The organism is Prevotella sp. E9-3 (assembly GCF_022024015.1).
Taxonomy (GTDB): domain Bacteria; phylum Bacteroidota; class Bacteroidia; order Bacteroidales; family Bacteroidaceae; genus Prevotella.
Map to the genome: position 1 here is coordinate 1,548,458 of NZ_CP091786.1, position 24,442 is coordinate 1,572,899.

Sequence of the window (24,442 nt, forward strand, 5' to 3'; positions counted from 1 at the left end):
TTGCAAACGATTTTATGAAAATTGAATAAAATGGACAATAAAACAATAGAGAAGAACTCTATAAAAGCCTGGATACTGGCTGCTCGCCCCAAAACATTGACAGGGGCGGCAGTGCCTGTAATGATAGGATTGGCATTGGCTTTTGCTGATTCACAACAAGATGGAAACAAGCCTTTTAGTTGGATCGCTGCCACTCTGTGTATGCTCTTTGCCTTTATCATGCAGATTGATGCCAACTTCGTAAACGATTTGTTTGATTTTACGAAGGGTACTGACGATCGTGAAACCCGCTTGGGCCCTGAACGTGCATGTGCACAGGGGTGGGTGAGTGTTGATGCCATGAAACATGCCATTGCCATTACCACAGTGTTGGCTTGTATTGTTGGCCTGCCACTAGTGCTCTATGGTGGAATGGAGATGATTCTTGTTGGTTTCTTCTGCGTGCTGTTCTGTTTCCTTTATACCACTCATCTGTCGTATATGGGATTGGGCGATTTGCTTGTACTGGTATTCTTTGGAGTTGTTCCCGTGACGGTGACTTACTATCTGCAGATGCACAACATTACAGCTGAAGTAGTAGTGGCATCAATAGCTTGTGGTGTTGTGATTGATGCACTGCTATTGGTAAACAACTTCCGTGATCGTGATACCGATCGTGTGGCTGGAAAAAATACACTCGTAGTACATATTGGTGCCGAAGCTACTTTGGGCGTTTATCTTGGCGTGGGTATTGGTGCCACATTGCTCGGACTCCTATTCTGGATGAATGGTCATTTGTTGGCTTTTGTCCTTCCTTTTGTATATCTTGCACTACATTTCTTTACTTATTTGAAAATGAAGAAGATATGGCAAGGAAAAGCCTTGAACGAATGTCTTGGAGAGACTGCTCGCAACATCTTTGTCTATGGACTGACAGTAGCCTTGGGTGTACTACTATCATAGTAGGCAGCACACTTTTTCTATTTTGTTACAGCCTTACCGTTTTCTTTCCATTTCTTCAGTTCGAACGAGGCTGCCACATAAGCTCGTTGCCAGTCGGTGTCGAGTGAAAAACGAGTCATGGAATCACCATTTGAATAGTAGGTCATCACGAGGTCTTTATCGGCATCGTTGAACAACGGATTAGAATAGCTGGCATCCATGAAAATCTTCACCACCTCAATCATATATACTTTTGGCTCATTGCGCAACTGAAGAATGTTTGAAGTATAGAGATTCATGAAATTGTTCAGGGCCAAGGCTTGCTTGTCAAGGAAGCTAACCGTAGAGTCGGGCATCTGTTCACGCATCTTGATGAGTAAATAGTCAAGAGCATCTACCTTAAACTGGTTGAAATCTCTAAGTACGGAAGCTGTGTTGGGGTTTTCTACAGTTTCCTTAGCCTTAGTGTGAATGGTGTTATACACTTCCTGGGCATTAAGACTCAAACTTGCTATACATGAAAAGATAATACTAATGATAAGTGCTTTCATATTCTGCTTCTTTATTTGTTTTTATCCGTTCTATATAATTATAATAAGGTGTCAGTGACGTTGTAACAATAGCCGTTTGTTGACACAGGATGGAAGTTCTTCTTCGTAGTGACTCACCATGATGAGTGTATTCTCGGAATTGTTACAATATAGCTCGATGATATTACGAACTCTCTCGCGATGATTGTCGTCAAGGCCATGAAGAGGCTCATCAAGAATAAGTAACTCTGGCGTCTTGACAAAAGCACGGGCCACCAAAGCCAATCGTTGCTCCCCACTTGAAAGCGTGACGAACGACCGTTGAGCCAAATGGTCAATACCGAATATTTTCATCCATTGCAAACAACGTTCTTTTTCGCTTTCGTTGGGACGTACATAGAGACCGACAGTATCTTTCAGTCCGCTTGCCACCACATTGATAGTCGGCATATTGCGCTGATAGGAACGGTGCATCTCAGGAGACACATAACCTATGCGCTGTTTGATTTCCCAGATACTCTCCCCACTGCCACGAGGATGACCGAAAAGGGCAATATCGCAGGCATAGCTTTGAGGATTGTCGGCACAAACGAGCGAGAGAAGAGTGGATTTGCCACTTCCGTTCTGTCCTGATACCGCCCAATGTTCGCCTTTCTTTACACACCAATCAAGATCTTTCAGGATGGTACGCTCGCCATAACGAATACTCACTTTATGCATGTCAATGACGGTGGAGCTGGATGACGATACTTTTAAAGAAGGTGGAAAGCATACTGGCGGTACAAATGAATCCTTTGTAATACCTGACCCTTCTGATTCAATATTCAGCACCTTTGTTGCATAGTTGGGAATGTCGCTTCGGCGTGATACCACAAGATAGAGATGAATATTCTGACTCTCGGCAAGCTGAGGCAGCAAATCGTTAAGTTGTTCTCTAGCCTGTGCGTCCAGACCGATAAAAGGATTATCGAGAATCAGCGTTTTCGGATTGGCTAAAAGGGTTTTGATGAGCTGGAACTTTCGCAGTTCGCCACTGGAGAGTAAAATGACGTACTTGTCGAGTAGTGGCTGGAGATTGAAAACCTGACATAAATGATCGAGAAGCTGTTGACGCTCTGGAGTATCATCCCCCGTGAGCGCATAGGCCCGCATCAACTGACTGCCTACGGTTGGCGTTTCCTCGTCAATGTCGTGCTGGTTCCAACGCAGTTGCAGATAATAGGCGCGGTCTGTAGCAGCTCCATACGCATCGCTGAAAGCCAGATAGCGTACGCTGTCACTGGCCAACTGTCTGCGCAACCGCTCCACATACTGTGTCTTGCCGCTGGCGTTAGGACCAAAGATAACGGTTATTTCTGCTTGTTGTTCCATACTTTTTCCTGATTCTTGTTGACAAAGTCTTTCCAACCTTTATAATGAGTGGCACCCGTCTCAGGGCGTCCCATCTGCAGATAGTGACAATAGGCAGCAGCAAGTGCATCTGTAGCATCCATGAACTTACCCATTTCATCGTCCTGAATCTTTAGCAGCCGTTGAAGCATGCCGGCTACCTGTTCTTTCGATGCGGAGCCATTGCCAGTAAGGGCCATCTTGATTTTCATAGGGGCATATTCATGAATAGGCACACTATGGCGGATAGCTGCGGCAATAGCTACTCCCTGAGCTCTTCCCAATTTCAACATCGACTGTACATTCTTACCGAAGAAAGGCGCCTCGATAGCCAGTTCGTCGGGAAGAAAAGAATCAATGATACCTGTTACACGCTCATAGATATGGCCCAGTTTCAGATAGGCATCGCCGAACTTTCGCAGATCGATGACGCCCATGGTCACCATCTGTGCCTTGTTGTCAACAACGCGCAGAACACCATAGCCCATGATATTGGTACCAGGGTCGATACCTAAAATTATCTTTTCGCCTTTTACTTTCATCATTTTTACTGTAAAATCTCTTCACTAAAGGAATGGTACAAGCAGATGGGCAAACCATCCGCGGAACCGTTGCCAGGGAGTACGGAATTTTTTCCAGTATTCCGGGGTGAGACGGATACTTTCCTCTTTGTCGTGACTGAACATGAGGTCGAGTTCATGAGTGGTGTTCTTGTCGATAATCACAGCATTTTCCTCATAGTCATAACGCAGACTGCGCGAGTCGAGATTTGTAGAACCTACGGTACAGAATTTTCCATCCACCATCATAATCTTGGAATGATGGAATCCTGGTTGGTAGAGCCAAACCTCAGCGCCTTGTTTCATCATCTTATGTGCCTGGTAGAAGGCACAGTCGGGGGTTAAAGGAATATCGCTTTTGGCTGAGAGCATCAATTCAACTTTCACTCCACGCTTGATAGCATTGCGCAATGCCTTGGTGACACTGGGGATAAGGGTGAAGTATGGGTTAATGATATGGATGGAATCGCGCGCTTCATTGATGGCTTTAATATAGAACTCTCGCATAATCTTATTGGTCTTATGGGGCTCGCGATTGATGATTCCCACCAACTTATGGCCGGCAGTTGCTGTGGTGTCCGGTTTTAGGTTCTCAAAGGGCTCAGGGGAATAGGCGCGAAAATATTCTGGTTTCCAGATGTCTTCACCAGTTGTCTTTTCCCAAATGCGTGAGAAGATAAGCTGTAGTTCGTTGACAGCTCCGCCCTCTATTCGACAATGCATATCGCGCCAGGCGCCTACCTGTTCCGTACCTTTTATATAATAGTCGGCCACATTCATCCCACCAGTATAGGCAATAGAGCCGTCTATAACCACAATTTTGCGATGGTCGCGCGGCCAGATGTGATTCACCCAGGGGAAACGTATCGGGTCGAATTCCCAGATGTCAATGCTATCTACCCTTAATGCTTCGACATGGCGTTTCAGAAGTGGCTGATTGTTAGAGTCATTGCCAAAACCATCAAACAAGGCACGTACCTCTACGCCTTCTCTGCGTTTTTCGCGTAGAAGGTCAAACAATAGTGAGGCAATGGAATCATTACGAAAATTGAAATATTCGAGATGGATGCTGTGACGTGCTTGTCGGATAGCAGCAAACATGTCATCAAATTTCTGCTGACCGGACATGAGTAGCGTCACTCGGTTGTTGTGGGAGAAGTTCACTCCCATATTTTCCAACTGATGGCGGATGATGGAGTCAGAACCTTCCTCGGCTATCTGCTCTGCCTTGCCTGTTTGGTAAGATGAAGCGAGGACGATACTCATCATCCCCGCTTTGATATATCCTGAAAAATTCATTTACGATATTTCTGTCTGTATTCAGAAGGTGAAATGCCAAATCTCTCCTTGAACGTGTTGATAAAATGTTCGCCTGTAGTGAAACCAACATTAGTGGCCAACTCGCTCATATTGATATTGGTGCGCTTCAGTAGCATGCAGGCATGTTTCAGGCGCAGATCTTTAACTACTTCTGAAGGCGTCTTTCCTGTTATGTCGCGAACTTTTATAAAGAACGGGCGCATACCCATACCCATTGCACTGGCCATCTCTTCAAGATTAATCTGACCGCGACTCATATTCTGCTGAACATACTGTTCGATGTTTGTGATGAGTCGGTGGTCAACGGCATTCAGCGTAGAATAGTCGATGGTTTCTGAACCATCTTCTTCTTGAGCGTGTTCGTCTCTGATAAACTGCACTTCGACCGACTGGATTTCCTCGTCATTCTGATCATTGTTGTTCATCGGATTGAATGAACCGTAGTCTATTGTCTCAGTAGCAGTGGTCATACTTGAATTATGTCCTTCCAACATACGGGTTTCAGCACCTTCAATCAGGTTGTTGGTCATCTCGAATGCACCAATGCCCAATAGTTTATTGAAATGCATGGCTGCTTCCTGAAGGTTGAACGGCTTCTCCAAATAGTCGTCGGCAGATAGGGTGATAATCTGCTCGGCCAAATCCTGTTCGCTAATTTTGTTTTCGAGCATGAGCACGAACTTTATCTTGTCGAGTGCTGGATTCTTCTTTATCTGATTGCAGAGCTCACTACCCGATAGTGGGCGCATAGCGTGCTTACAGATAATGAGGTCGGGCATGGTAGTCTCTATCTCAGCTTCAGCTTTGACGATGTCGTTGTAGGAATGGAAGTCATAGACATAACGCAGACGTGCATCGATGTATTTGATAAAGTCGTCATTATCGTCAATAAACATCACACGGAATTTCGATGTTGGAGATTCACGATATTGTGAACGTATTTCAGAGGTGAGTTCCTCGCTGACGATATCGGGCAGTTTCATCTCACCGTGACTGTCTAATTCGAAATGCTTGTTCACCTGCTGGCGAGCATTCTCTTCAGGATGCTCCAGTGCCATTTGCATATCGCTCACACGGGTGATAATCTGTAGCATCTGTGAGTGCAGGTTGTTCAATTGCTCACGCTCCTCAAGTGTAGAATCACGTTCGGCCAGGTTCATGATGATGGAGGTCATGCGGGCCATTGGCTGACGCAAGTCGTCGCTGGCCGATTTGATTTCCTCACGCTGGATGGCTAATTCTGTCAACAGTTCATGCTTCTTTCTCCATACAATGCGAATCTTCTGAATACCGATTCTCCACAGATAGAGAATAATAATGATGATGGCGATATAGAAGGCAATCATCCACATTTGCAAATACCAGGGACGTGAGATGGTAATCTCAAGAACCCGTTCCTGTTGGCTGACAGCTCCTTCAGCGCTGATAGCCTTTACATGAAGTCGATAGGTCTTACTACTCAAGTCGGTGAAGGTAACACCATGCTTCATGGCATCACCATTATGCCAGTCATAGTCCAGTCCTTCCATCCAGTATTGGAATTGTAGGCGCTCGCTCTGGTTATAGTTGCCTGCAGCAAATTTTATGGTGAAATTGTTCTGATCGCTATTCAGCACAATTTTGTTACTCTCATTGAGTGCTTGGGTAAGAATGACATTGTCGTCATACGAGTGTCCCGGAAGGATCTCTTCTTCGCCGATGAACAGTTGGGTCAGCATTACGCGTGGAAGAGCTGTACTGGAACTTGCTGTCTCAGGACGTGCTGAGTTTACACCATACAGACCACCCATGATGACGGTACTGTCTCGCTTGAAGGTATAGATAGCTCCAGGATTGAACTCATTGCTCTGCAGTCCATCGTTGTGCGAATAGTTGTATAGTCCGTAGTCGTAGGTGCCATTGTCGTGGTTGCGTTGAACAACAATTCGACTGACGCCGTTGCTGGTGCTTACCCAGATGTTATGATTCTTTCCTTCTGCAATACCACAGATGTTGTTATTGCAAAGTTGTTGCTTTTCGGTAAGCACGTCCAACTGGTCGTCCTGCAGATTCAGAATGTTCAGTCCTTCTCGTGTACCTATCCATATCAGTCCGTATGAATCTCTGAACAGATAGGTGATATAGTTGTTGGAGAATTTCTTCAGGTTTGTCGAGTTACCGGTATAGTGGCGTACCTCGGCATTTGAAAGACTCAGAATTGTGAGGCCTTCAGAAGTACCAATGAGCATGGTGTTGTCATCACAATAGAACAGGGATGTGACGGTGTTTACTTTCAGCTTTCTATTTTCCTTTGTATAGTTCGAGAAAGTCTCCATACGGATGTTGAACATCTGCAGTCCGCCATCGGTAGCTATCCATAGGTTTCCACTCTTATCAGTACACAACGCATTGATGTGATTGTCAATCAGCGTTTTCTTTTCTGTATCCAATGCTGAATAGATGGTTGTCTTTCCGCCTTTTATGCGAGTCAGACCGTTTTGCTTAGAGCCTACCCATAGACTTCCATCGCTGGTGTAGGCCAATGCACTCACTTTCAAACTGGCTAATGGACCATCATAGTTCAGAAGACCATGATCGCTGGTTCCATAAATAGGATTTCCCTCATTGTCTTCGCAGATAGCACTGATGTCGCCATTCAGCGTGGCAGTGAACTTGTAGATGTTCTCACCCCAATAGGCTACACCCGATTTTGATGTGCCTACCCAAAGCAAATCGGTATCGTCAACATAAACACTCTGAATGGCCGGCGAACTCTGCAAACGGCTTGGAATCATCGTGCTCAGTTGGGTGGGTTCCATAATCTGGGTTTGAGCTGAGGACTTTATCAAACCGTTACGGCTTGTGGCTATCCAGATGTTTCCATTCTTGCTGCCCGACATTCCGTTCACGCTAAAATCGGCTCCAACACCTATTAAACCCAGTTGGTTGCCAATATCGGTGTTCCAGGTCTTCTTTTTCTTTTCATAGACGAAAAGGGTTCCTTGTCCGTAGAGCCAAATATTATCGAGCTTATCGGCAAATACTTTCAGTGTCTTGCTGTTGCGCAGTTGTCGCTGGGCTACATCGGGAGTTGTCCATACGATGTTGGGCTGTTTCATCACATCGCAGCAAACCAGCATACCGTTGCTATAGACAATGACGGCGCCATCCTTGCATTCGCCAATAGAGCAGATGTCGCCTTGGGGAATACCGTTGCTGCTCTGCGTGGTACCGGCAAAAGCAAATTCATGAATCATCTGCTTCTGCATGTTGTAGCAAATAATGCCTATATTTGGCAGGTAGCACCATACATTGCGATAATGGTCTATAAAGATAATCTTCGGAACGGAATTGATGCCCATGTTTGTGAACACCTGGCGCATGTCTCGCTCAAAGTTCTCATTCTGCGGATGATAGACACAGTAGCCTGAAGGCGTCTGTATCCAAAGGGTACCGTCGATAGCTTCCTGAATATTCAGGATATAACTGTCGGGTAGGGAAGAACCATCCTGCGAATCGCTTTGGAAATGCTTGAAGATATAACCGTCATAGCGATAGAGACCCGCTGGGGTTCCAAACCACATGAATCCACGTGAGTCTTTAAGGATACACGTTACCTGACTTGATGTCAATCCGTCACGAGCATCCAGTGTCTTAAAGTAGTAGTCTCCTCTGGCAGTCAACGACACCAGTAGGATAAGTAGTGTCAGAATTTTTTTCATTAGTTATGTCTATATCATGCAAGAGTAGCTATCAACAACACCTACCAGTCGGTCCTTGTCGATGACAAGCACGGAGTGTATCTTATGTTGTTGCATGATCTGTTGTATTTCGGTGATTTTTGTTTCGGGCTTCACAATCTTAGGCGTGCGCGTCATGATGTCGCTTACAGTACGGTCGAAGAATTTCTCTTGCCATTTCTCCATCGCCCGTCTGATGTCTCCGTCGGTGATGATACCCACGATACGCCCGTTCTCTTCGGCAATGCCCAGTCCCAGTTTTCCCTTGCTTACATGGATGATGGCTTCGCCTAAGTGCATTTGAGGCGGCAGGATAGGCAGGTCGTCACTGCGCATCACGTCAAAGGCGGTGGTGAGCAGTCGCTTGCCTAATTCTCCACCAGGATGGAAATGGGCAAAGTCTTGCGGACGGAAATGACGAGCCTCCATCAAGGCTACTGCCAGGGCATCGCCCATAGCCAGCGTGGCTGTAGTGGAACTGGTGGGAGCCAGGTTGAGCGGACATGCTTCATGGCTCACACTGACGTTCAGGTGGCAGGTAGAATATTTTGCCAATAGCGAGGTGGGATTGCCCGTCATGCCAATAATGGGTATCTGCATGTGCAGCACCATCGGAATGAAACGCAACAGCTCGTCTGTAGCTCCAGAATTGGAGATGGCTATCACCACGTCGTCATGTGTCATCACACCAAGGTCGCCGTGATACACGTCAAGGGGATTAATGAAGAATGAAGGTGTACCTGTTGAGGCCAAAGTGGCAGCTATCTTTGCTCCGATGTGGCCGCTTTTGCCCACTCCGGTAACGATAACCTTGCCTTTACAGTTCAGCATCAGATTGACGGCCTTTTCAAACTCGTCATCCATTTTAGGTATGAGGTCAAGCAACGCCTGGGCCTCGTCTTTTATGCATTGAATGCCGTATTCTTTAGAAGTCATTTATGGTTGAATCAATTTGTTGATGAGAGGTTCTAGTTTGTCAAGTTCCAGCATGTTGGCTGCATCGCTCAAGCCGTGGTCAGGGTCGGGGTGTACTTCGAAGAAATATCCTGTGGCGCCAAAAGCCTTTGCGGCCATTGCCATCTGCGGTACAAACCGTCGGTCGCCACCAGTTTTTCCGCCTTGTGCGTCTGGACGCTGTACGCTGTGGGTACAGTCCATAATCACGGTAGGAACAATCTGCTGCATGTCGGGAATGTTTCTGAAGTCAACAACCAGGTTGCCATAACCCATCATGTTGCCGCGCTCGGTGAGCCATACCTCCTTGGCACCAGCCTCAAGAGCTTTCTCAACGGGATAGCGCATGTCTTTTCCAGAAAGAAACTGGGCTTTCTTGATGTTAACAATTTTTCCTGTGTGTGCTGCGGCAACCAGAAGATCGGTCTGGCGACAAAGGAAAGCAGGAATCTGAATCACATCAACCACTTGGCCTGCAGGTTCTGCCTGCCATGCCTCGTGAATATCGGTAAGCAAACGGAGGCCGTATTTTCCCTTTACATCGGCCAGCATCTGTAAACCCTTTTCCAGTCCGGGACCACGAAATGAATGAATACTTGTTCGGTTTGCCTTATCGAAGGAGGCTTTGAAAATTATGTCGGTACCCAAATGCTGATTGATTTCAACGAGTTTTGCTGCAACAGTATCAAGCAATTCGGCGGTCTCAATCACGCATGGGCCTGCAATGAACGTTGGATAAATCATCGTTACTATATAATAAATATGTTTTTACACATGCAAAGGTAGTCATTTTTTGCGGAAACAATCAAACATTATGCATTAATTTGCGCTAAAATTAAAAAAAAGTCAGAAAAATTTGGAAGTATCAAAAAGTTTTCGTTACCTTTGCATCGAATTAAACGAAAAGTTCCTGTAAAAGGGACTGTAAAATTAACTATTTAAAATCAAAAAAAACAATGAAAAAGATTTTGATGACAATCGCAGCTGCTTTTGCAGCAGTAAGCATGAACGCACAGATTTATGCTGGTGGTGGTATTGGATTTAAGTCAGTTTCTTACGACGGTGAGAGCAAGTCTGAATTTTCTATTGCTCCTGAAGTAGGTTATACTCTTGATGAGAATAGCGCTATCGGTATCACTCTTGGCTATACAAGCTATCAGAATGATGATAAGGCTCTTTCAGTAGCTCCTTATTATCGTTACAACTTTGCTAAGTTTGGCAATGTGAGCCTCTTCGCTGATGGAACTCTTTCTTTCCGTCAGTATACTGAAAAGGATGGAAACCGTGCTGAAAACAAAGATTTGAAGACCAATACTTTCGGTTTGGGCGTTAAGCCAGGCATTGCTGTTGCTTTGAACGATAAGCTGAGCTTTGTTACTCATTGCGGTTTTATCGGCTATACTAATGAGAAAACTGATGTTGATGGTGCTAAGGCAACAAGTACTTTTGGTCTTGATTTGAACTCTCTGAACCTCAGCTTCGGTCTCTACTACAACTTCTAAGAATTAACTTAAAAGAATATAAGTGGCCCGTTCTCTTCGATGAGAACGGGCTTTTTTGTTCTTTATATTCTTTTTATTTGCTATTTTGGAGACTGCAATAGACGTTCTATTGTGATGTAATTGAATGGTAGTTGTTTTGTAATTGAATTGCAGTTGTATTGCAATAGAATGGTGGTTGTTTTGTAATAGAAGTTCTATTGCAGTATAATGCTTATTCTGTTTCATTGAAACAGTCTTTTCGTTTCAATGAAACGCTATTCTTGTTTCAAAGGAACGCTTTTTCTGGTTCAAATTGAATAGAATTTTGCCGTCAAAAAGTCCTTTTTTAATTGTTAAAATGGTCGATTTTTGGATCTAAAAAGCCTCTTTTTTCCTCTTGTTTTTTGTCATGTTGAAACAATTTCTCGTTTTTTTTTCTTAAAAGACAACACGTCACTTGGTAATGTCGTTTTTTATGTGTATTTTTGCAGGTCAAAAAAATATAATATAAAAAAGACGACAATAAAATGGCTAAGAAATTTGCCGAACATAGCGGCTTGAACCTGACTCAGGTGAACAATGAGATTCTTGAGAAATGGACGAAGGAAGATATTTTCCATCGTTCTGTAGATGAACGTGAGGGATGCCCCCAGTTCATATTCTTCGAGGGTCCTCCCTCTGCCAACGGCCATCCTGGTATTCACCATGTATTGGGACGTGCCTTGAAGGATACCTTCAACCGCTATAAGACGATGCAGGGATTCCAAGTAAAGCGTAAGGCTGGATGGGATACTCATGGACTGCCCGTGGAACTCGGTGTAGAAAAGGAATTGGGTATCACTAAGGCTGATATCGACAATAAGGAAAGCGAGAAATATATCTCTACTGAAGAGTATAACAAGAAATGTCGTGAGAACGTGATGAAGTTTACTGCCGAATGGCGTGAACTGACTGAGCGTATGGGTTATTTCGTAGATCTGGACCATCCTTATATTACTTACGACAATAAGTATATTGAAACGCTGTGGTATCTGCTGAAGCAGTTCTACAATAAAGGCTTGCTCTATAAGGGCTATACTATTCAACCATACAGTCCTGCTGCCGGTACCGGTCTTTCCAGCCATGAGTTGAACCAGCCTGGTTGCTATCGTGATGTGAAAGATACTACCTGCACGGCTCTGTTCCGTATGAAGAATCCGAAGCCTGAGATGACAGGGTGGGGCACACCATATTTTATGGCTTGGACCACAACGCCATGGACACTGGCTGCGAATACAGCTCTTTGCGTAGGCCCGAAGATTGATTATGTGGCTCTTGAGACCTACAATCCGTATTCTGCAGAAAAGATTACGGTAGTGATGGCTGAGGCACGTGTGGCTGCCTATTTTGATACCGCTGCTGAAATTTCTGATGGCGGCGAACTGCCTGAATATAAGAAAGGTGAGAAATTCCTTCCTTATCGTGTGGTAGGCCGATATAAGGGTACTGACCTCGTGGGAATGGAGTACGAACAGTTGCTGCCTATGATTAAACCCATGGGTGACGCTTTCCGCGTAATTCCTGGCGACTATGTCACAACTGAGGATGGTGCTGGTATTGTACACATCGCTCCAAACTTTGGTGCCGATGACGCTTTCGTTGCTAAGAAGGCTGGTATCTGTCCTATTGTTCTCATTGACAAGAAGGGTGCTGAGCGTCCTGTCGTTGACCTCGAAGGTAAGTATTACCTAGTTGAGGATCTCGACAAAGAGTTTGTTGAGAAATATGTGGACGTTGAGAAATGGAACCGTTACAGCGGTCGCTATGTGAAGAATGCCTATGACGACAAGCTCACAGACAAAGATGAGACACTCGATATTTCAATCTGTATGGACCTGAAGGCCGATGGCAAGGTGTTCAAGATTGAGAAACATGTACACAATTATCCTCACTGCTGGCGTACAGACAAGCCCGTGCTCTACTATCCGCTCGATTCTTGGTTTATCAAGAGTTCAGCTTGTAAAGAGCGCATGAGCGAACTCAATAAGACTATTGGCTGGCATCCGGAAACTACAGGCTCAGGCCGTTTCGGTAACTGGCTTGATAATTTGAACGACTGGAACTTGTCGCGTTCACGCTTCTGGGGTACTCCACTGCCTATCTGGCGTAGTGAAGAGGGCGAGGAAAAATGCATCGGTTCGTTGGAAGAACTCTATAATGAGATTGAAAAGGCGGTTGCTGCCGGCGTGATGGCCAAGAACCCTCTGAAGGAAAAAGGTTTTGTTCCTGGAGATATGAGTCAGGAGAACTACAATAAGATAGATATGCACCGTCCGTATGTGGACTATATCGTTCTGGTAAGTGAGAGCGGTAAGCCCATGAAGCGTGAGTCTGATCTTATTGACGTATGGTTCGATTCTGGTTCAATGCCTTATGCTCAGATACACTATCCTTTTGAGAATAAGGAGTTGGTAGATAAGAACTTAGCGTTCCCCGCTGATTTTATTAATGAAGGCGTTGACCAGACTCGCGGATGGTTCTTTACCCTGCATGCCATCGCTACGATGATCTTCGATTCGGTAGCTTTTAAGAATGTTATCTCTACCGGTCTTGTGCTCGATGCTAAGGGCAATAAGATGTCAAAGCATGTAGGCAATGTGGTGAATCCTTTCGAAATGATCGAGAAGTTTGGTTCCGATGCTGTTCGCTTCTATATGATGACCAATTCAGAGCCTTGGGATAACCTGAAGTTTGATCCGGAAGGTGTGGCAGAGGTGAGCCGTAAATTCTTCGGAACTCTTTATAACACATATTCATTCTTCGCGCTTTATGCCAATGTTGATGGATATGATCCTTCTTTAGCTGCAGCTGAGTCGCAACAGGCACGTCCTGAGATTGACAGATGGATTCTTTCATGTCTGAATACACTCGTGAAGCGTGTTGAGGAAGAGATGAACGGCTTTGATCCTACTCGTGCGGGACGACTGATTGATGCTTTCGTGAATGACGACCTTTCTAACTGGTATGTCCGCTTGAATCGTAAACGTTTCTGGGGTAAGGATATGAGTGCGGACAAGCGTTCAGCTTACGACACACTCTACACCTGTTTGATGACGGTGGCTAAGCTCTTGGCTCCCTTCGCTCCTTTCTATGCCGACCAGCTTTATCGCGATTTGGGCGGCGAGAAACAGAGCGTTCATCTGGATCTGTTCCCCAAATGTGACGAGTCGCTCATTGATAAGGAACTGGAGGCCCGTATGGAGATGGCACAGAAGATTACTTCAATGGTACTTGCCCTTCGCCGAAAGGTGAATATCAAGGTGCGTCAGCCACTTCAGAGTATTATGGTTCCAGCCAGTGAAGAGCAGAAACGTCACATCGAAGCTGTGAAGGAACTTATAATGAATGAAGTTAACGTGAAGGAACTGAAATTCGTTGAAGGTCAGGGTGTTCTGGTTAAAAAGGTGAAGTGCAACTTTAGGACGATGGGTAAGAAGTTCGGCAAGCTGATGAAGGCTGTTGCCTCTGCTATGGATACCCTTTCTCAGGAGAAGATTGCCGAACTGGAGACCAACGGAAGTCTTGCTATTGAAGTTGAAGGACAGACTCTGACCGTTGAAGCAGTGGATGTTGACATTATCAGCGAAGATATACCCGGATGGCTGGTGGCCAATGAGGGTAACTTGACTGTAGCTCTCGAAGTGGAGTTGAACGATGAACTGCGCAACGAGGGTATGGCCCGCGAAATTATTAATCGTGTCCAGAATATCCGTAAGGAGAGCGGACTTGAAATTACTGACCGAATTAACATTAGCATTGAGCCCAATGAACAGGTGGCTAAGGCTATCAGCAGCTTTGGCGACTATGTGAAAGCACAGGTGTTGGCCGACGATATTCAAATGGTGGCCAACGACGGTCTGGAAGTTGAGTTCGATGAATTTAAATTACATATTAAAATAACTAAATCTTGAAACTTATGGCCGAGAAAACACGTTACACGGACGAGGAACTTGAAGAGTTCCGTGAAATAATTAATGAGAAGCTGGCGCTTGCCAAGCGTGATTACGACCAGATGATGCGAGTGCTCACGAACGAGGATTCAAACGATGTGGACGATACATCGCCTACCTATAAGGCTCTGGAAGAAGGAAGTACTACCCAGTCGAAGGAGGATCTCATACAGTTTGCCGCTCGTCAGCAGAAGTTCATTCAGGGACTGAAAGCTGCATTGGTGCGTATTGAAAATAAGACCTACGGTATTGATCGCATTACAGGAAAATTAATTCCTAAGGAGCGTCTGCGTGCTGTTCCACATGCAACTTTGAGCGTAGAGTCCAAGCAATTGGAGAAACAAAGAAAGTGAAGTTATCCAACATCATGACTAAAGGGAGACTGGCGGTAATCTTGGTTGCCGCCATCCTCCTTATTGACCAGGCCATCAAGATTTGGGTGAAAACTCATATGGCCTTGCACGAGAGTATTCATATCACCAACTGGTTTTATATCGCTTTCATCGAAAACAACGGTATGGCCTATGGATTCCAGTTTGGCTCAAAATTGTTGCTGTCTCTGTTCCGTATCGTGGCCATTAGTGCTCTCGGGTATTATGTCTGGCTACAAGTTCGCCGCAATGCAAGAACGGGGTATATAGTTACTCTTTCTATGATTCTGGCAGGTGCTATCGGCAATCTGATAGACTGTATGTTCTATGGACTTGTGTTTGAGGCTTCTACAGCGTACTCAGTAGCAGGATTCGTGCCTTTTGGCGATGGTTACTCTACTTTTCTGATGGGTAAGGTGGTCGATATGTTCTATTTCCCATTAATCGTTACTACTTATCCAGACTGGTTTCCTGTCTATGGAGGTGAGGAGTTCATCTTCTTCAGTCCGGTATTCAATTTTGCCGATTCTTCCATTTCGGTAGGCGTAGTAGCTCTTCTGCTATTCTTCAGAAAAGAAATAAGTGAAATTACCTTGAAACGTGAATAGACATTCTCATATTGCCACCTTGGTAGTCGTCGTAGGCTGGATGTTGTTTGGTTGTAAGCCAACAACTCCAAGTCAGTTTATTCAACCCGATGAGATTGAAGATATTCTTGTTGACTACCACATGGCTAAGGCTATGGCTCAGGTGGAAGGTAATTATGATGACTTAGACTATCGGCAGTCACTTTATTTTGAGGGCGTTCTTCAGAAACATGGGGTAACCAGGGCTGAGTTTGACTCATCCATGGTTTATTACTACACGCGTGCAGATCGTTTTGCGCCTATTTATAATAGGGTGGCTGAACGGTTGCAGGAGCAGGCTACCATCTTGGGCGATACCGAAGGCGAGATAGGACGATTCGCATCGTTGAAGGCTGATGGTGATACTGCAAATATATGGCACCAGAATTCACATATCATGATGATTCCTACACCACCTTATCATCGTGTGGATTTCTTGGTAGAGGGCGATTCTCTGTTTAAGGCCGGCGATACATTCCTTGTTCAGTTTATGGCCGACTATATGTATCAGAGCGGAACAAAAGACGGTCTTCTTTACATGGCTATCACTTATCCGGATACGGTGGTGGTGAGACAGTCACGCTTTACTTATTCCGGACTTATTCAACTGAAAATGGATAGTAAAATTGAGAAGTGTCCTAAGTCTGTTAGCGGTTTCTTCTATCTGGGAGGTAACGATGACAAATCTACAATTCTGCGACTGCTCTTTGTCAACAATATCCAGTTAATTAGATTCCACAAGAAAGATGAACCAGCAGCAATCAATCAGGAAGATAGCATCTCCGCTTCTGAAACTGCCCAACGGCCATTTACTAAAACAACAAGTAGTGGAGATCCAGGAAGGAGTGGTGATAAACTACTTCCAACTAACAAGCGAACTAGCCCGAACAGAGTGGTGGAGCGGATTGATTCAATTAAAGTACGACGTTGAAGGGTTGTTGCGCGCTTATTATGAAGGGAAGCAAATTGAATAGGAATATGAACGAAGTAGTTCTTATATGTAATTGCTCGAAAAAATAATTTGTAAAACCTAAAACCTAATAGATTATGAATTTGAAAGTACGTTTAGCTGTAATGAACTTCTTGGAGTTCGCCGTTTGGGGTGCTTATCTTACCTGTATGGGCAACTATTTGGGTGTAGCCGGTTTGGGGCCGCAGATAGCTTGGTTCTATGCTATTCAGGGTATTGTGTCCATTTTTATGCCCACCATTATGGGTATTGTGGCCGATAAGTATGTTCAGCCTCAGCGACTTTTAGGTCTTTGTCATTTAGCCGCAGGAGCCGCTATGCTGGGATGCTGGTGGATGGGAGTTCAAGCCGGTTTTGGCCAGGAGCTTGACAATAAGTCGGCTTTCATTGCAGTCTATGCTATTAGTGTGGCTTTCTTTATGCCCTCTATTGCATTGGCGAACACAGTTGCCTTTTCTACATTGAAGAAGAATGGTTTTGATACGGTTAAGGACTTTCCACCCATCCGTGTGCTGGGAACTGTAGGCTTTATTGCAACCATGTGGTTTGTGAACTGTGCGGTATGGGAAGATGGTTCATTTTCTTTCACTCTTGAAGAAAATCTGCATAAGTTTCAATATACCTATATGCAATTCTTCGTGTCTGGTTTCCTGAGTCTGGTTCTTTGCGCTTATTGTTTCACTTTGCCTGAATGCAGACTGGAATCTGAAAAGAAGTGTGTATCATTGGCTGAACAGTTAGGACTGAATGCCTTTAAACTTTTCAAGAAGAAAAAGATGGCCTTATTCTTCATCTTCTCTGCTTTGTTGGGTATGTGTCTTCAGGTGACCAATGGATATGCCGGTCCTTTTATCACCAGTTTCAAGGGAATTGCAGATGAGGCAATCGCCAATTCCTTTGCAGCTAATAATGCAACATTATTGTCATCGATATCTCAGGTGAGCGAGGCATTGTGCATCCTCATGATCCCGTTCTTCCTGAAACGTTTCGGTATTAAGATTGTTATGCTCATGTCTATGTTTGCATGGGTATTCCGTTTTGGCCTTTTCGGTATTGGCAATCCTGCTATGCCTGGCGTATTACTCTTTATCCTCTCTTGTATTGTCTATGGTGTGGCCTTTGATTTCTTCAATGTATCAGGTGGCATCTTTGTCGATCAAGAGTGCGAGTCTGATATCAAGGCCTCTGCTCAGGGATTGTTTATGATGATGACCAATGGTATTGGTGCTACTGTAGGTACTTTGACTGCTGGAGAGATTGTCAACAGTTACTGCTCTTGGCAGGATGGCTATCTGTTGGGCGACTGGCAGACCTGTTGGTTCATATTCGCAGGTTTCGCCTTGGTGGTTGGCATCAGTTTCGCTCTGGTATTCAAACCGGAAAGCAAATAGATAGGCATTGGCTAGGTAAATTTCATGCTGCAAGATAGTTGATATGAAACGTACGCTTCTTAGATTCGAGAATGTACAGCAGGTTGTTGGCGATGACGGTTTGGCTGTGATACTTCTGACAGATGAGAGTCGGCAGCGTGCTATCTCTGTGGTGTGTGATGAACCGATGACTCGTCAGCTGTTGATGAGAGTCCAGTCTCCTGAGCGGTGTAAGAATCTCTTGCCTGAAGCATTAGTCAGTTTATTGCCTTCAAGCTATGAGATGATGATTTATGGTGTTCATGACGGACAATATCAAGTGGTATTGGCTGATACCAACTTTGAGCGGAGTACTCGTTTGCGTATCAGCGATGCCGTGTTGTTGAATATTGTGGCAGGATATCCTCTTTATATTGAAGAGGAACTTATGAAACATCAGTGTATTCCTTTCAACGAAAATGCTCGAGGTGTGGCAATTCCCATCAACACGATGGATGTACATCGCTTGCATCTGGCTCTTGAGAAAGCCATCAGCGAAGAGAACTATGAGCTTGCCTCTCAACTGCGTGATGAATTGAACCGACGTAAGAAATGAAAGAAACAAGATATTTCTATGTACCCGAAGCTGCCATCCAGCAGCAGTTGCCTGAAGAAGAGGCTCAACATGCAGTACGCGTGTTGCGCATGAAAGAAGGCGATGAGATGATGTTGATGGATGGAAAGGGAGCTTTCTATCGGGCAGTAGTGACGGTTGCGGCCTCTCATCATTGCATGTATCGTATTGTGGAAACGCTTCCCCAGGAGGCTACATGGAAAGGGCATCTCCATCTGGCTATTGCGCCTACAAAACTGATGGATCGTATAGAATGGCTTGTAGAAAAAGCAACAGAAGTGGGTTTCGACGAACTGTCGTTCCTCGACTGTCAGTTTTCTGAACGCCGTGTCGTCAAGCTGTCACGAGTCGAGAAAATTGTCGTTTCAGCCGTAAAGCAAAGTCGCAAGGCATGGATGCCCGTGTTGAATGAAATGGAGCCATTTAAAAACTTCATTGCGAAGCATCCCAATGGTCATCGCTTCATAGCTCATTGTTATGATGAGGTGCAGAGGGTGAATCTTTTTGATGCATTGAGAAAGGTTTATGCTCAAAACGAAGAGTTGAATAGTGATGAAGAAATCATAGTCCTGGTGGGACCGGAAGGCGATTTCTCTATTGATGAGGTACGGATGGCTGTCAATGCAGGATTCGTATCAGTCGATTTGGGAAAAAGCCGACTGCGTACTGAAACAGCAGGACTATCTGCAGTCATGATGATGCAGTTAGCACAACAATGAAAACAATAACAGACGATGAAGAAGTTTTTAATGATATGCATGATGTCACTTTTTGGCATTCATCTTTCTGCCCAGAATAGTATTGTAGAACTGTTCAAGACTATGCCAGACTCTTTAATGCCGATGTTGACAAAGAATAATCGTTTGGATATGGTTGACTTTCTGGATGCTAAGATGAAAGCTGAAGTGTCGAATCTGCTGGATGGCGATTCGGAGATGACATATATGAGTACCGACAGTCTTTCGGTGCGTTTGAGTTCAGCCTTGCGAGTTGATCTTTTCCTTGTTGATACTGTGGAGCCTTATGACAGTTGTCAACAGGCTATTTGTATGCTTTCTACTTACAAACTGTCAACAACTAGTGAAGAAGAACAAGTTCCGGCCTATTATTCTGTTCGTTGGCAACCACTGCCTGCTCCTCGATTGGCAGTAGTAAAAGTTCCTGTTTCTACCGTATTACGTCAAGACGAAAAGGTGTTCTCAAAAGAATAAAGTTTTAATTGTCTCTAAAAATCCATGCCAGCAGTTTGTTCAGCCATCCGAAATTGAAGCGGAACCAACGGAAAGTGCTCACAGGCTTACCACCAAAACGCAAAATAAAGTCGCGATAGGGGTTCTTACTGAAAGGTAAGCCTACATCCATGAAATAGATATGCTCATACCCTCGTTCGTAGGAATCCTGGATAGCATTCCATACTGTAACGTCGGCAGGATGGAGCGGAGCAAAAGACTTACGACGGAAAGCGGCATACCACAAATAGGCCTGTTGTTGACTATAGGCTACAGCCGAACAACCAATAGCATGTCCATGATACTTCGTGAGGAATAAACGGCCTGAATTCTCCTGCTGGATACTTTTGAAGAATTCGTTGGCAGGAACATAGCGTCGGGGCTTCAGCCAGTGGTGATGGCGCAGCAATCGCATGAATGATTTGAAGTCCTCGTCATTGTTTACAACGGTAGTGGTGACTCCTTTATCGTAGGCCGACTGTATTCGCTCCTGCTGATGTTGGCTGATGCGTGTCAGAGGATTTCGCGAATGAAGGCTATTATGAATACTCATCCATTTCACAGGGAAGAAACCATTCTGACGGAATGCCTTATAGCCGAACATCTTCTGAGACAAATTGCTGACCTCTATATAAAGAACGGTTTTGCCTATGTGTTGCTTTAATTTTTCAAGCATCATAGAGAAAAGTTGCATTTGCTGTTCACTTTCCTGCTCATCTCTGATGTAGGAATGACCGCGTAAACGTGCTTCACTTCCGTTTGAACGTCGATAAGCACCTTCCCCCAAAACTCGGCAATGCATAAAAAAATAAGGTGGAAACAATGATGAACGGTAACGGACCAATCCCAGCAATTGTGCTACCACGGTGCCATCGTCTTTTTCTACGGTAACAAGATAAGGCTTGTGTCGTGGAGTATGCTTGCTGAATTCGAACATCTGACGGCTATGAAAAAAGTCTTCCGTCAGCAGCCCGTCAGGCAATGTGTCGTTGCTGCTATAGATGTGAGTGGTTAGTTCGCTCATAATGGCGCAAAAATACTAAATCTGTTTTAAAAATGAAAAAATAAAGAAATAAAAAAACAAAAAACAATAGACTTGAAGTATTTTCTTTACCTTTGCATATATAACATTATTTCAAGAAACAATCATGACAGCATTTAAAGATTTGACGCAATTACGCCGTTCGCACCGTAAGTTTACGGAAGAAGAGATAGATCCTGAAGCAGTAAAAATGATACTTCGTGCCGCCCTGATGTCACCGACCTCGAAAGGGCAGCGAGCCTGGCAGTTTATTGTTGTTGACGATAAGATGGATATCGAGAAACTGTCTGATGCCAAAGAAATGGGCGGACAGTTCCTTAAAGGAGCTCCCTTGTGTATTGCTGTGCTCGGTGATCCTCTTCAGAATGATTGTTGGGTGGAAGATGGAAGTATTGCCGCTATCTCCATGCAGTATCAGGCCGAAGAGTTGGGACTGGGTTCTTGCTGGGTTCAGATGCGAGGGCGTGGGCTGAGCGATGGAACAAGTGCTGACACTGTGATTCGCGGCATATTGGATATCCCAGAAAATTATTCTGTACTGTGTGTGCTGGCTATCGGTCATAAAGCTGACACCCGACAGCCACAGAATGAAGATAAACTGAAGTGGGAAAACGTTCATATTAATAAGTTCTGATGCGTATAGTCTTTATTGGAGCTGGACGCTTGGCAACCAATCTTGCCCCAGCATTGCATGCTTCAGGTCATCAAATTCTCCAGGTGTTTAGCCGAACTATCACTTCTGCTGAGATACTGGCAAAAAAGGTTGAGGCCGATGCTATATGTAAATTGTCGGAAGTGACCTGCGATGCTGACGTGTTCATTTTCTCTGTGACCGATACTGCTTTGCCTCAGTTGATTGCTCAGTTAGGAAAGGGAAGGAAACACTCGGTTTTTTTGCATACCGCCGGTTCTGTTCCTATGTCGGTTTTCACAGGAATCGGTTCCCACTATGGAGTTCTCTATCCAATGCAGACTTTTTCGAAAGAACGCAGTATTGATTTCTCTCATGTACCTTTTTTTATTGAAGGTAGCGATGCTCAAGCTTTATCGGTAGCTGAATCCTTGGCTTCATCAGTGTCTGATAATATCAGGCAATTATCTTCTGAAGCAAGGCGGCATCTTCATCTGGCAGCTGTCTTTGCCTGCAATTTTGCTAATCACTGCTATCAACTTTCTGCAGAAATTCTGGAGAAATATCAGTTACCCTTTGACGTAATGCTTCCTTTGATTGATGAGACTGCTGCCAAAGTGCATGAACTCATGCCTCGCGATGCGCAGACAGGCCCTGCTATCCGTTATGATGAGAATGTGATGCAAGCCCAACTACAATTACTCTCAGATATGCCTCGATTGGCCGATGTTTACAGACTGTTGAGTGACAGTATTCATCAGTCCCATATCCAACGTTAATGTTCCATAGAAAATGATTAATTACGATCTTTCAAAAATACGTGCAATCATCTTTGACGTTGATGGCGTACTTAGTGCGGAGACTATCACGCTTTCACTCGAAGGCGAACCTTTGAGAACTGTCAATATTAAGGATGGCTATGCTATTCAGCTTGCTGTGAAATTAGGACTTCATGTAGCGATTATCACGGGGGCTGCTACTGAAGCTGTTCGTTTGCGCTATGAACGCCTTGGGGTACAGGATATATACATGAAGTGTGCAGTGAAAATTAAGACTTATGAAGAGTTCTTGAATAAGTATGATTTGCACGATGATGAAGTAATGTATATGGGCGATGATATTCCCGATCTTGAAATAATGAATAGGGTGGGGTGTCCCGTTTGTCCGAAGGATGCCTGTCCGGAGGTTCAGCAGCGCAGTGTGTATGTTAGTCACCTGAAAGGTGGTTATGGTTGTGGTCGCGATGTAATTGAACAAACCCTTCGTGCCCAGGGAAAATGGGTGATGAACGCGAAGGCTTTTGGATGGTAGAAAGTGAATAGTTTATAGTTGGATCATGTTTGATAATCTGAAGAAATACCATATTATATTGGCCAGCAATTCGCCTCGTCGTCGTGAACTGTTGGGCGGATTGGGACTTGAGTTCGAAGTGAAAGTGTTGCCGAATATTCAGGAAGACTATCCTGCTGAGTTGCCTGCATCACAAATAGCTCAGTATATTGCTTCCGAAAAAGCTGATGCCTATCGGAGCATGATGAAAGACGATGATTTGCTGATAACAGCCGATACGGTGGTGATTGTCGATGATGAGGTGTTGGGAAAACCTGCTGATGCAGCTGATGCCCGTCGTATGCTTAACAAACTTAGTGGAAGAAAACATCAAGTGATAACTGGAGTATGCCTTGTTACTCTTCAGGAGCGTAGATGCTTCTCTGTTAGTACAGATGTTTCATTTAAAGCTCTTCAAGACGAAGAAATCAATTACTATATTGAACATTATCGCCCATTTGATAAAGCTGGAGCTTATGGCATTCAGGAATGGATTGGCTATGTGGGCGTTACTGGGCTTGAGGGAAGCTACTTTAATGTAATGGGTTTGCCCGTTCAGAGAATTTATTCAGAATTACAAAGATTTTAGCGATTTTTTGAATAGATTTAACATAAATTTTGTTGAAGAGTATTGAAATATTCGCACTTTTTTCGTAAATTTGCAATCGATAACTAGTAATTTTAATCTATATTTATCATTTTCCAAAGTTTTTTAATGGGAACCTGTCTGAGAAGATCGGTTCCTAGTTTTTTTTTATATGGAAGAAGTGTAGGAACTCCTTACACATCACGCAGTATGGGAAGTGAGATATGATAGCGGACTGCGAGAAAACGAATAAGGCATATAATGGCGAACGTTAAGATTGCGGAAATCTCCGCTGGCAGTTCTGTCAATATACATAGCCAATAGACAAGACCGCCTAATACACAGGCCATCGCATAGATTTCCTTATGGAAGATGACCGGTTCGTTGTTTAATAGAACATCACGGATTACTCCGCCAGCAGAACCGGTAATACATCCCATGATGATGGCCACCCAGAATGGCTGGTCGAAGGCAAGACTTTTCTGGATTCCTGCAATGGTGAAAAGGGCAAGGCCAAAGGTGTCGAAAACAAACCACGCATTTTTCAGCGGTTCCATCCATCGTCCAAAGAAGGCAACGGTGATTAAAGCCACTGCTGTACATATCATATAAATAGGTGTGGTCATCCAGAATGGTGTCGTTGACAGCATGACATCGCGTATAGTACCGCCACCTATGGCTACTGCTATGCCGCAAACGTAGCCTCCAAACCAATCAAACTGTTTGGCTGCAGCGTGGCGGATGCCTGAAATAGCGAAGGCAAATGTACCAAGCATCTCTATGACACTAATAATAATGTCCTGATTCATGGA

The 24,442-nt window shown here is 44.5% G+C and carries 23 protein-coding genes; 14 read left to right on the plus strand and 9 right to left on the minus strand.

Going from position 1 to position 24,442, the window contains the following annotated elements:
• The first annotated feature begins 30 nt into the window (after positions 1–30).
• On the plus strand, positions 31–942 hold the full coding sequence (gene menA, locus L6475_RS05575) for a 1,4-dihydroxy-2-naphthoate octaprenyltransferase (RefSeq protein WP_237823397.1): 912 nt from the start codon (positions 31–33) through the stop codon (positions 940–942).
• Positions 943–959: 17 nt separating this feature from the next.
• Here the strand turns inward: menA and L6475_RS05580 are convergent, their stop codons facing one another.
• Genes L6475_RS05580 through kdsA form a run of 7 tightly spaced genes read right to left on the minus strand, consistent with a single transcriptional unit; the run spans position 960 to position 10,134 of the window.
• Entirely contained in the window at positions 960–1,472 is a 513-nt protein-coding gene (locus tag L6475_RS05580) for a hypothetical protein (protein ID WP_237823399.1), read from the minus strand.
• Positions 1,473–1,523: 51 nt separating this feature from the next.
• On the minus strand, positions 1,524–2,822 hold the full coding sequence (locus L6475_RS05585; protein ID WP_237823401.1) for an ATP-binding cassette domain-containing protein: 1,299 nt from the start codon (positions 2,820–2,822) through the stop codon (positions 1,524–1,526).
• Positions 2,801–3,385, minus strand: a complete 585-nt coding sequence (gene ruvC / locus L6475_RS05590; protein WP_237823403.1) for a crossover junction endodeoxyribonuclease RuvC — start codon at positions 3,383–3,385, stop codon at positions 2,801–2,803. The genes L6475_RS05585 and ruvC overlap by 22 nt, the downstream gene beginning before the upstream one ends.
• 21 nt (positions 3,386–3,406) lie before the next feature.
• The gene (locus L6475_RS05595) at positions 3,407–4,669 is read right to left on the minus strand and encodes a phosphatidylserine/phosphatidylglycerophosphate/cardiolipin synthase family protein (protein ID WP_237824044.1); all 1,263 of its coding nucleotides are present in this window, start codon (positions 4,667–4,669) and stop codon (positions 3,407–3,409) included.
• A 26-nt stretch (positions 4,670–4,695) separates the two neighbouring features.
• Entirely contained in the window at positions 4,696–8,421 is a 3,726-nt protein-coding gene (locus tag L6475_RS05600; protein WP_237823405.1) for a two-component regulator propeller domain-containing protein, read from the minus strand.
• Positions 8,422–8,430: 9 nt separating this feature from the next.
• Complete coding sequence (locus tag L6475_RS05605) at positions 8,431–9,375, minus strand: SIS domain-containing protein (protein WP_237823407.1); 945 nt, start codon at positions 9,373–9,375, stop codon at positions 8,431–8,433.
• Complete coding sequence (kdsA, locus tag L6475_RS05610; protein ID WP_237824046.1) at positions 9,376–10,134, minus strand: 3-deoxy-8-phosphooctulonate synthase; 759 nt, start codon at positions 10,132–10,134, stop codon at positions 9,376–9,378. It abuts the gene before it with no gap.
• A gap of 215 nt (positions 10,135–10,349) precedes the next feature.
• Between kdsA and L6475_RS05615 the strand changes: the two genes are divergently transcribed.
• From L6475_RS05615 to L6475_RS05655, 9 genes are all read left to right on the plus strand, one after another.
• Complete coding sequence (locus L6475_RS05615; protein WP_237823409.1) at positions 10,350–10,895, plus strand: outer membrane beta-barrel protein; 546 nt, start codon at positions 10,350–10,352, stop codon at positions 10,893–10,895.
• Positions 10,896–11,401: 506 nt separating this feature from the next.
• The gene (gene ileS, locus L6475_RS05620) at positions 11,402–14,824 is read left to right on the plus strand and encodes an isoleucine--tRNA ligase (protein WP_237823411.1); all 3,423 of its coding nucleotides are present in this window, start codon (positions 11,402–11,404) and stop codon (positions 14,822–14,824) included.
• Between the two features lie 5 nt (positions 14,825–14,829).
• The gene (locus L6475_RS05625) at positions 14,830–15,216 is read left to right on the plus strand and encodes a TraR/DksA family transcriptional regulator (RefSeq protein ID WP_237823413.1); all 387 of its coding nucleotides are present in this window, start codon (positions 14,830–14,832) and stop codon (positions 15,214–15,216) included.
• Positions 15,217–15,230: 14 nt separating this feature from the next.
• A complete protein-coding gene (locus tag L6475_RS05630) occupies positions 15,231–15,842 on the plus strand; it encodes a lipoprotein signal peptidase (RefSeq protein WP_370641662.1) in 612 nt (203 codons plus the stop codon).
• Complete coding sequence (locus L6475_RS05635; RefSeq protein WP_237823417.1) at positions 15,835–16,791, plus strand: DUF4296 domain-containing protein; 957 nt, start codon at positions 15,835–15,837, stop codon at positions 16,789–16,791. Before L6475_RS05630 ends, L6475_RS05635 begins: the two co-directional genes overlap by 8 nt.
• A 116-nt stretch (positions 16,792–16,907) precedes the next feature.
• Positions 16,908–18,221 carry an MFS transporter gene (locus L6475_RS05640; RefSeq protein WP_237823419.1) on the plus strand — a complete coding sequence of 438 codons (1,314 nt, stop codon included), beginning with the start codon at positions 16,908–16,910 and terminating at the stop codon, positions 18,219–18,221.
• A gap of 43 nt (positions 18,222–18,264) precedes the next feature.
• On the plus strand, positions 18,265–18,795 hold the full coding sequence (locus L6475_RS05645; RefSeq protein WP_237823421.1) for a UvrB/UvrC motif-containing protein: 531 nt from the start codon (positions 18,265–18,267) through the stop codon (positions 18,793–18,795).
• Positions 18,792–19,532: a 16S rRNA (uracil(1498)-N(3))-methyltransferase gene (locus tag L6475_RS05650; RefSeq protein ID WP_237823423.1), complete on the plus strand. Its 741-nt coding sequence runs from the start codon at positions 18,792–18,794 to the stop codon at positions 19,530–19,532. Before L6475_RS05645 ends, L6475_RS05650 begins: the two co-directional genes overlap by 4 nt.
• A 15-nt stretch (positions 19,533–19,547) precedes the next feature.
• On the plus strand, positions 19,548–20,024 hold the full coding sequence (locus L6475_RS05655; RefSeq protein ID WP_237823425.1) for a DUF3256 family protein: 477 nt from the start codon (positions 19,548–19,550) through the stop codon (positions 20,022–20,024).
• Between the two features lie 4 nt (positions 20,025–20,028).
• Here the strand turns inward: L6475_RS05655 and L6475_RS05660 are convergent, their stop codons facing one another.
• A complete protein-coding gene (locus L6475_RS05660) occupies positions 20,029–21,066 on the minus strand; it encodes a GNAT family N-acetyltransferase (protein WP_237823427.1) in 1,038 nt (345 codons plus the stop codon).
• Between the two features lie 124 nt (positions 21,067–21,190).
• On the opposite strand from L6475_RS05660, the gene L6475_RS05665 reads away from it, so the two are divergent.
• The 4 genes from L6475_RS05665 to L6475_RS05680 are packed head-to-tail and all read left to right on the plus strand — an operon-like array spanning position 21,191 to position 23,633.
• The gene (locus L6475_RS05665; RefSeq protein ID WP_237823429.1) at positions 21,191–21,718 is read left to right on the plus strand and encodes a nitroreductase family protein; all 528 of its coding nucleotides are present in this window, start codon (positions 21,191–21,193) and stop codon (positions 21,716–21,718) included.
• Positions 21,718–22,494: a Rossmann-like and DUF2520 domain-containing protein gene (locus tag L6475_RS05670; protein ID WP_237823431.1), complete on the plus strand. Its 777-nt coding sequence runs from the start codon at positions 21,718–21,720 to the stop codon at positions 22,492–22,494. The genes L6475_RS05665 and L6475_RS05670 overlap by 1 nt, the downstream gene beginning before the upstream one ends.
• A gap of 13 nt (positions 22,495–22,507) precedes the next feature.
• Positions 22,508–23,026 (plus strand): HAD family hydrolase, encoded by a 519-nt coding sequence (locus L6475_RS05675; RefSeq protein ID WP_237823434.1) that lies wholly within the window; start codon positions 22,508–22,510, stop codon positions 23,024–23,026.
• 25 nt (positions 23,027–23,051) lie between these two features.
• Positions 23,052–23,633, plus strand: a complete 582-nt coding sequence (locus L6475_RS05680; protein ID WP_237823437.1) for a Maf-like protein — start codon at positions 23,052–23,054, stop codon at positions 23,631–23,633.
• 191 nt (positions 23,634–23,824) lie between these two features.
• Here L6475_RS05680 and L6475_RS05685 read toward each other — a convergent pair whose 3' ends face one another.
• On the minus strand, positions 23,825–24,439 hold the full coding sequence (locus L6475_RS05685; protein ID WP_237823440.1) for a trimeric intracellular cation channel family protein: 615 nt from the start codon (positions 24,437–24,439) through the stop codon (positions 23,825–23,827).
• Positions 24,440–24,442 lie beyond the last annotated feature (3 nt).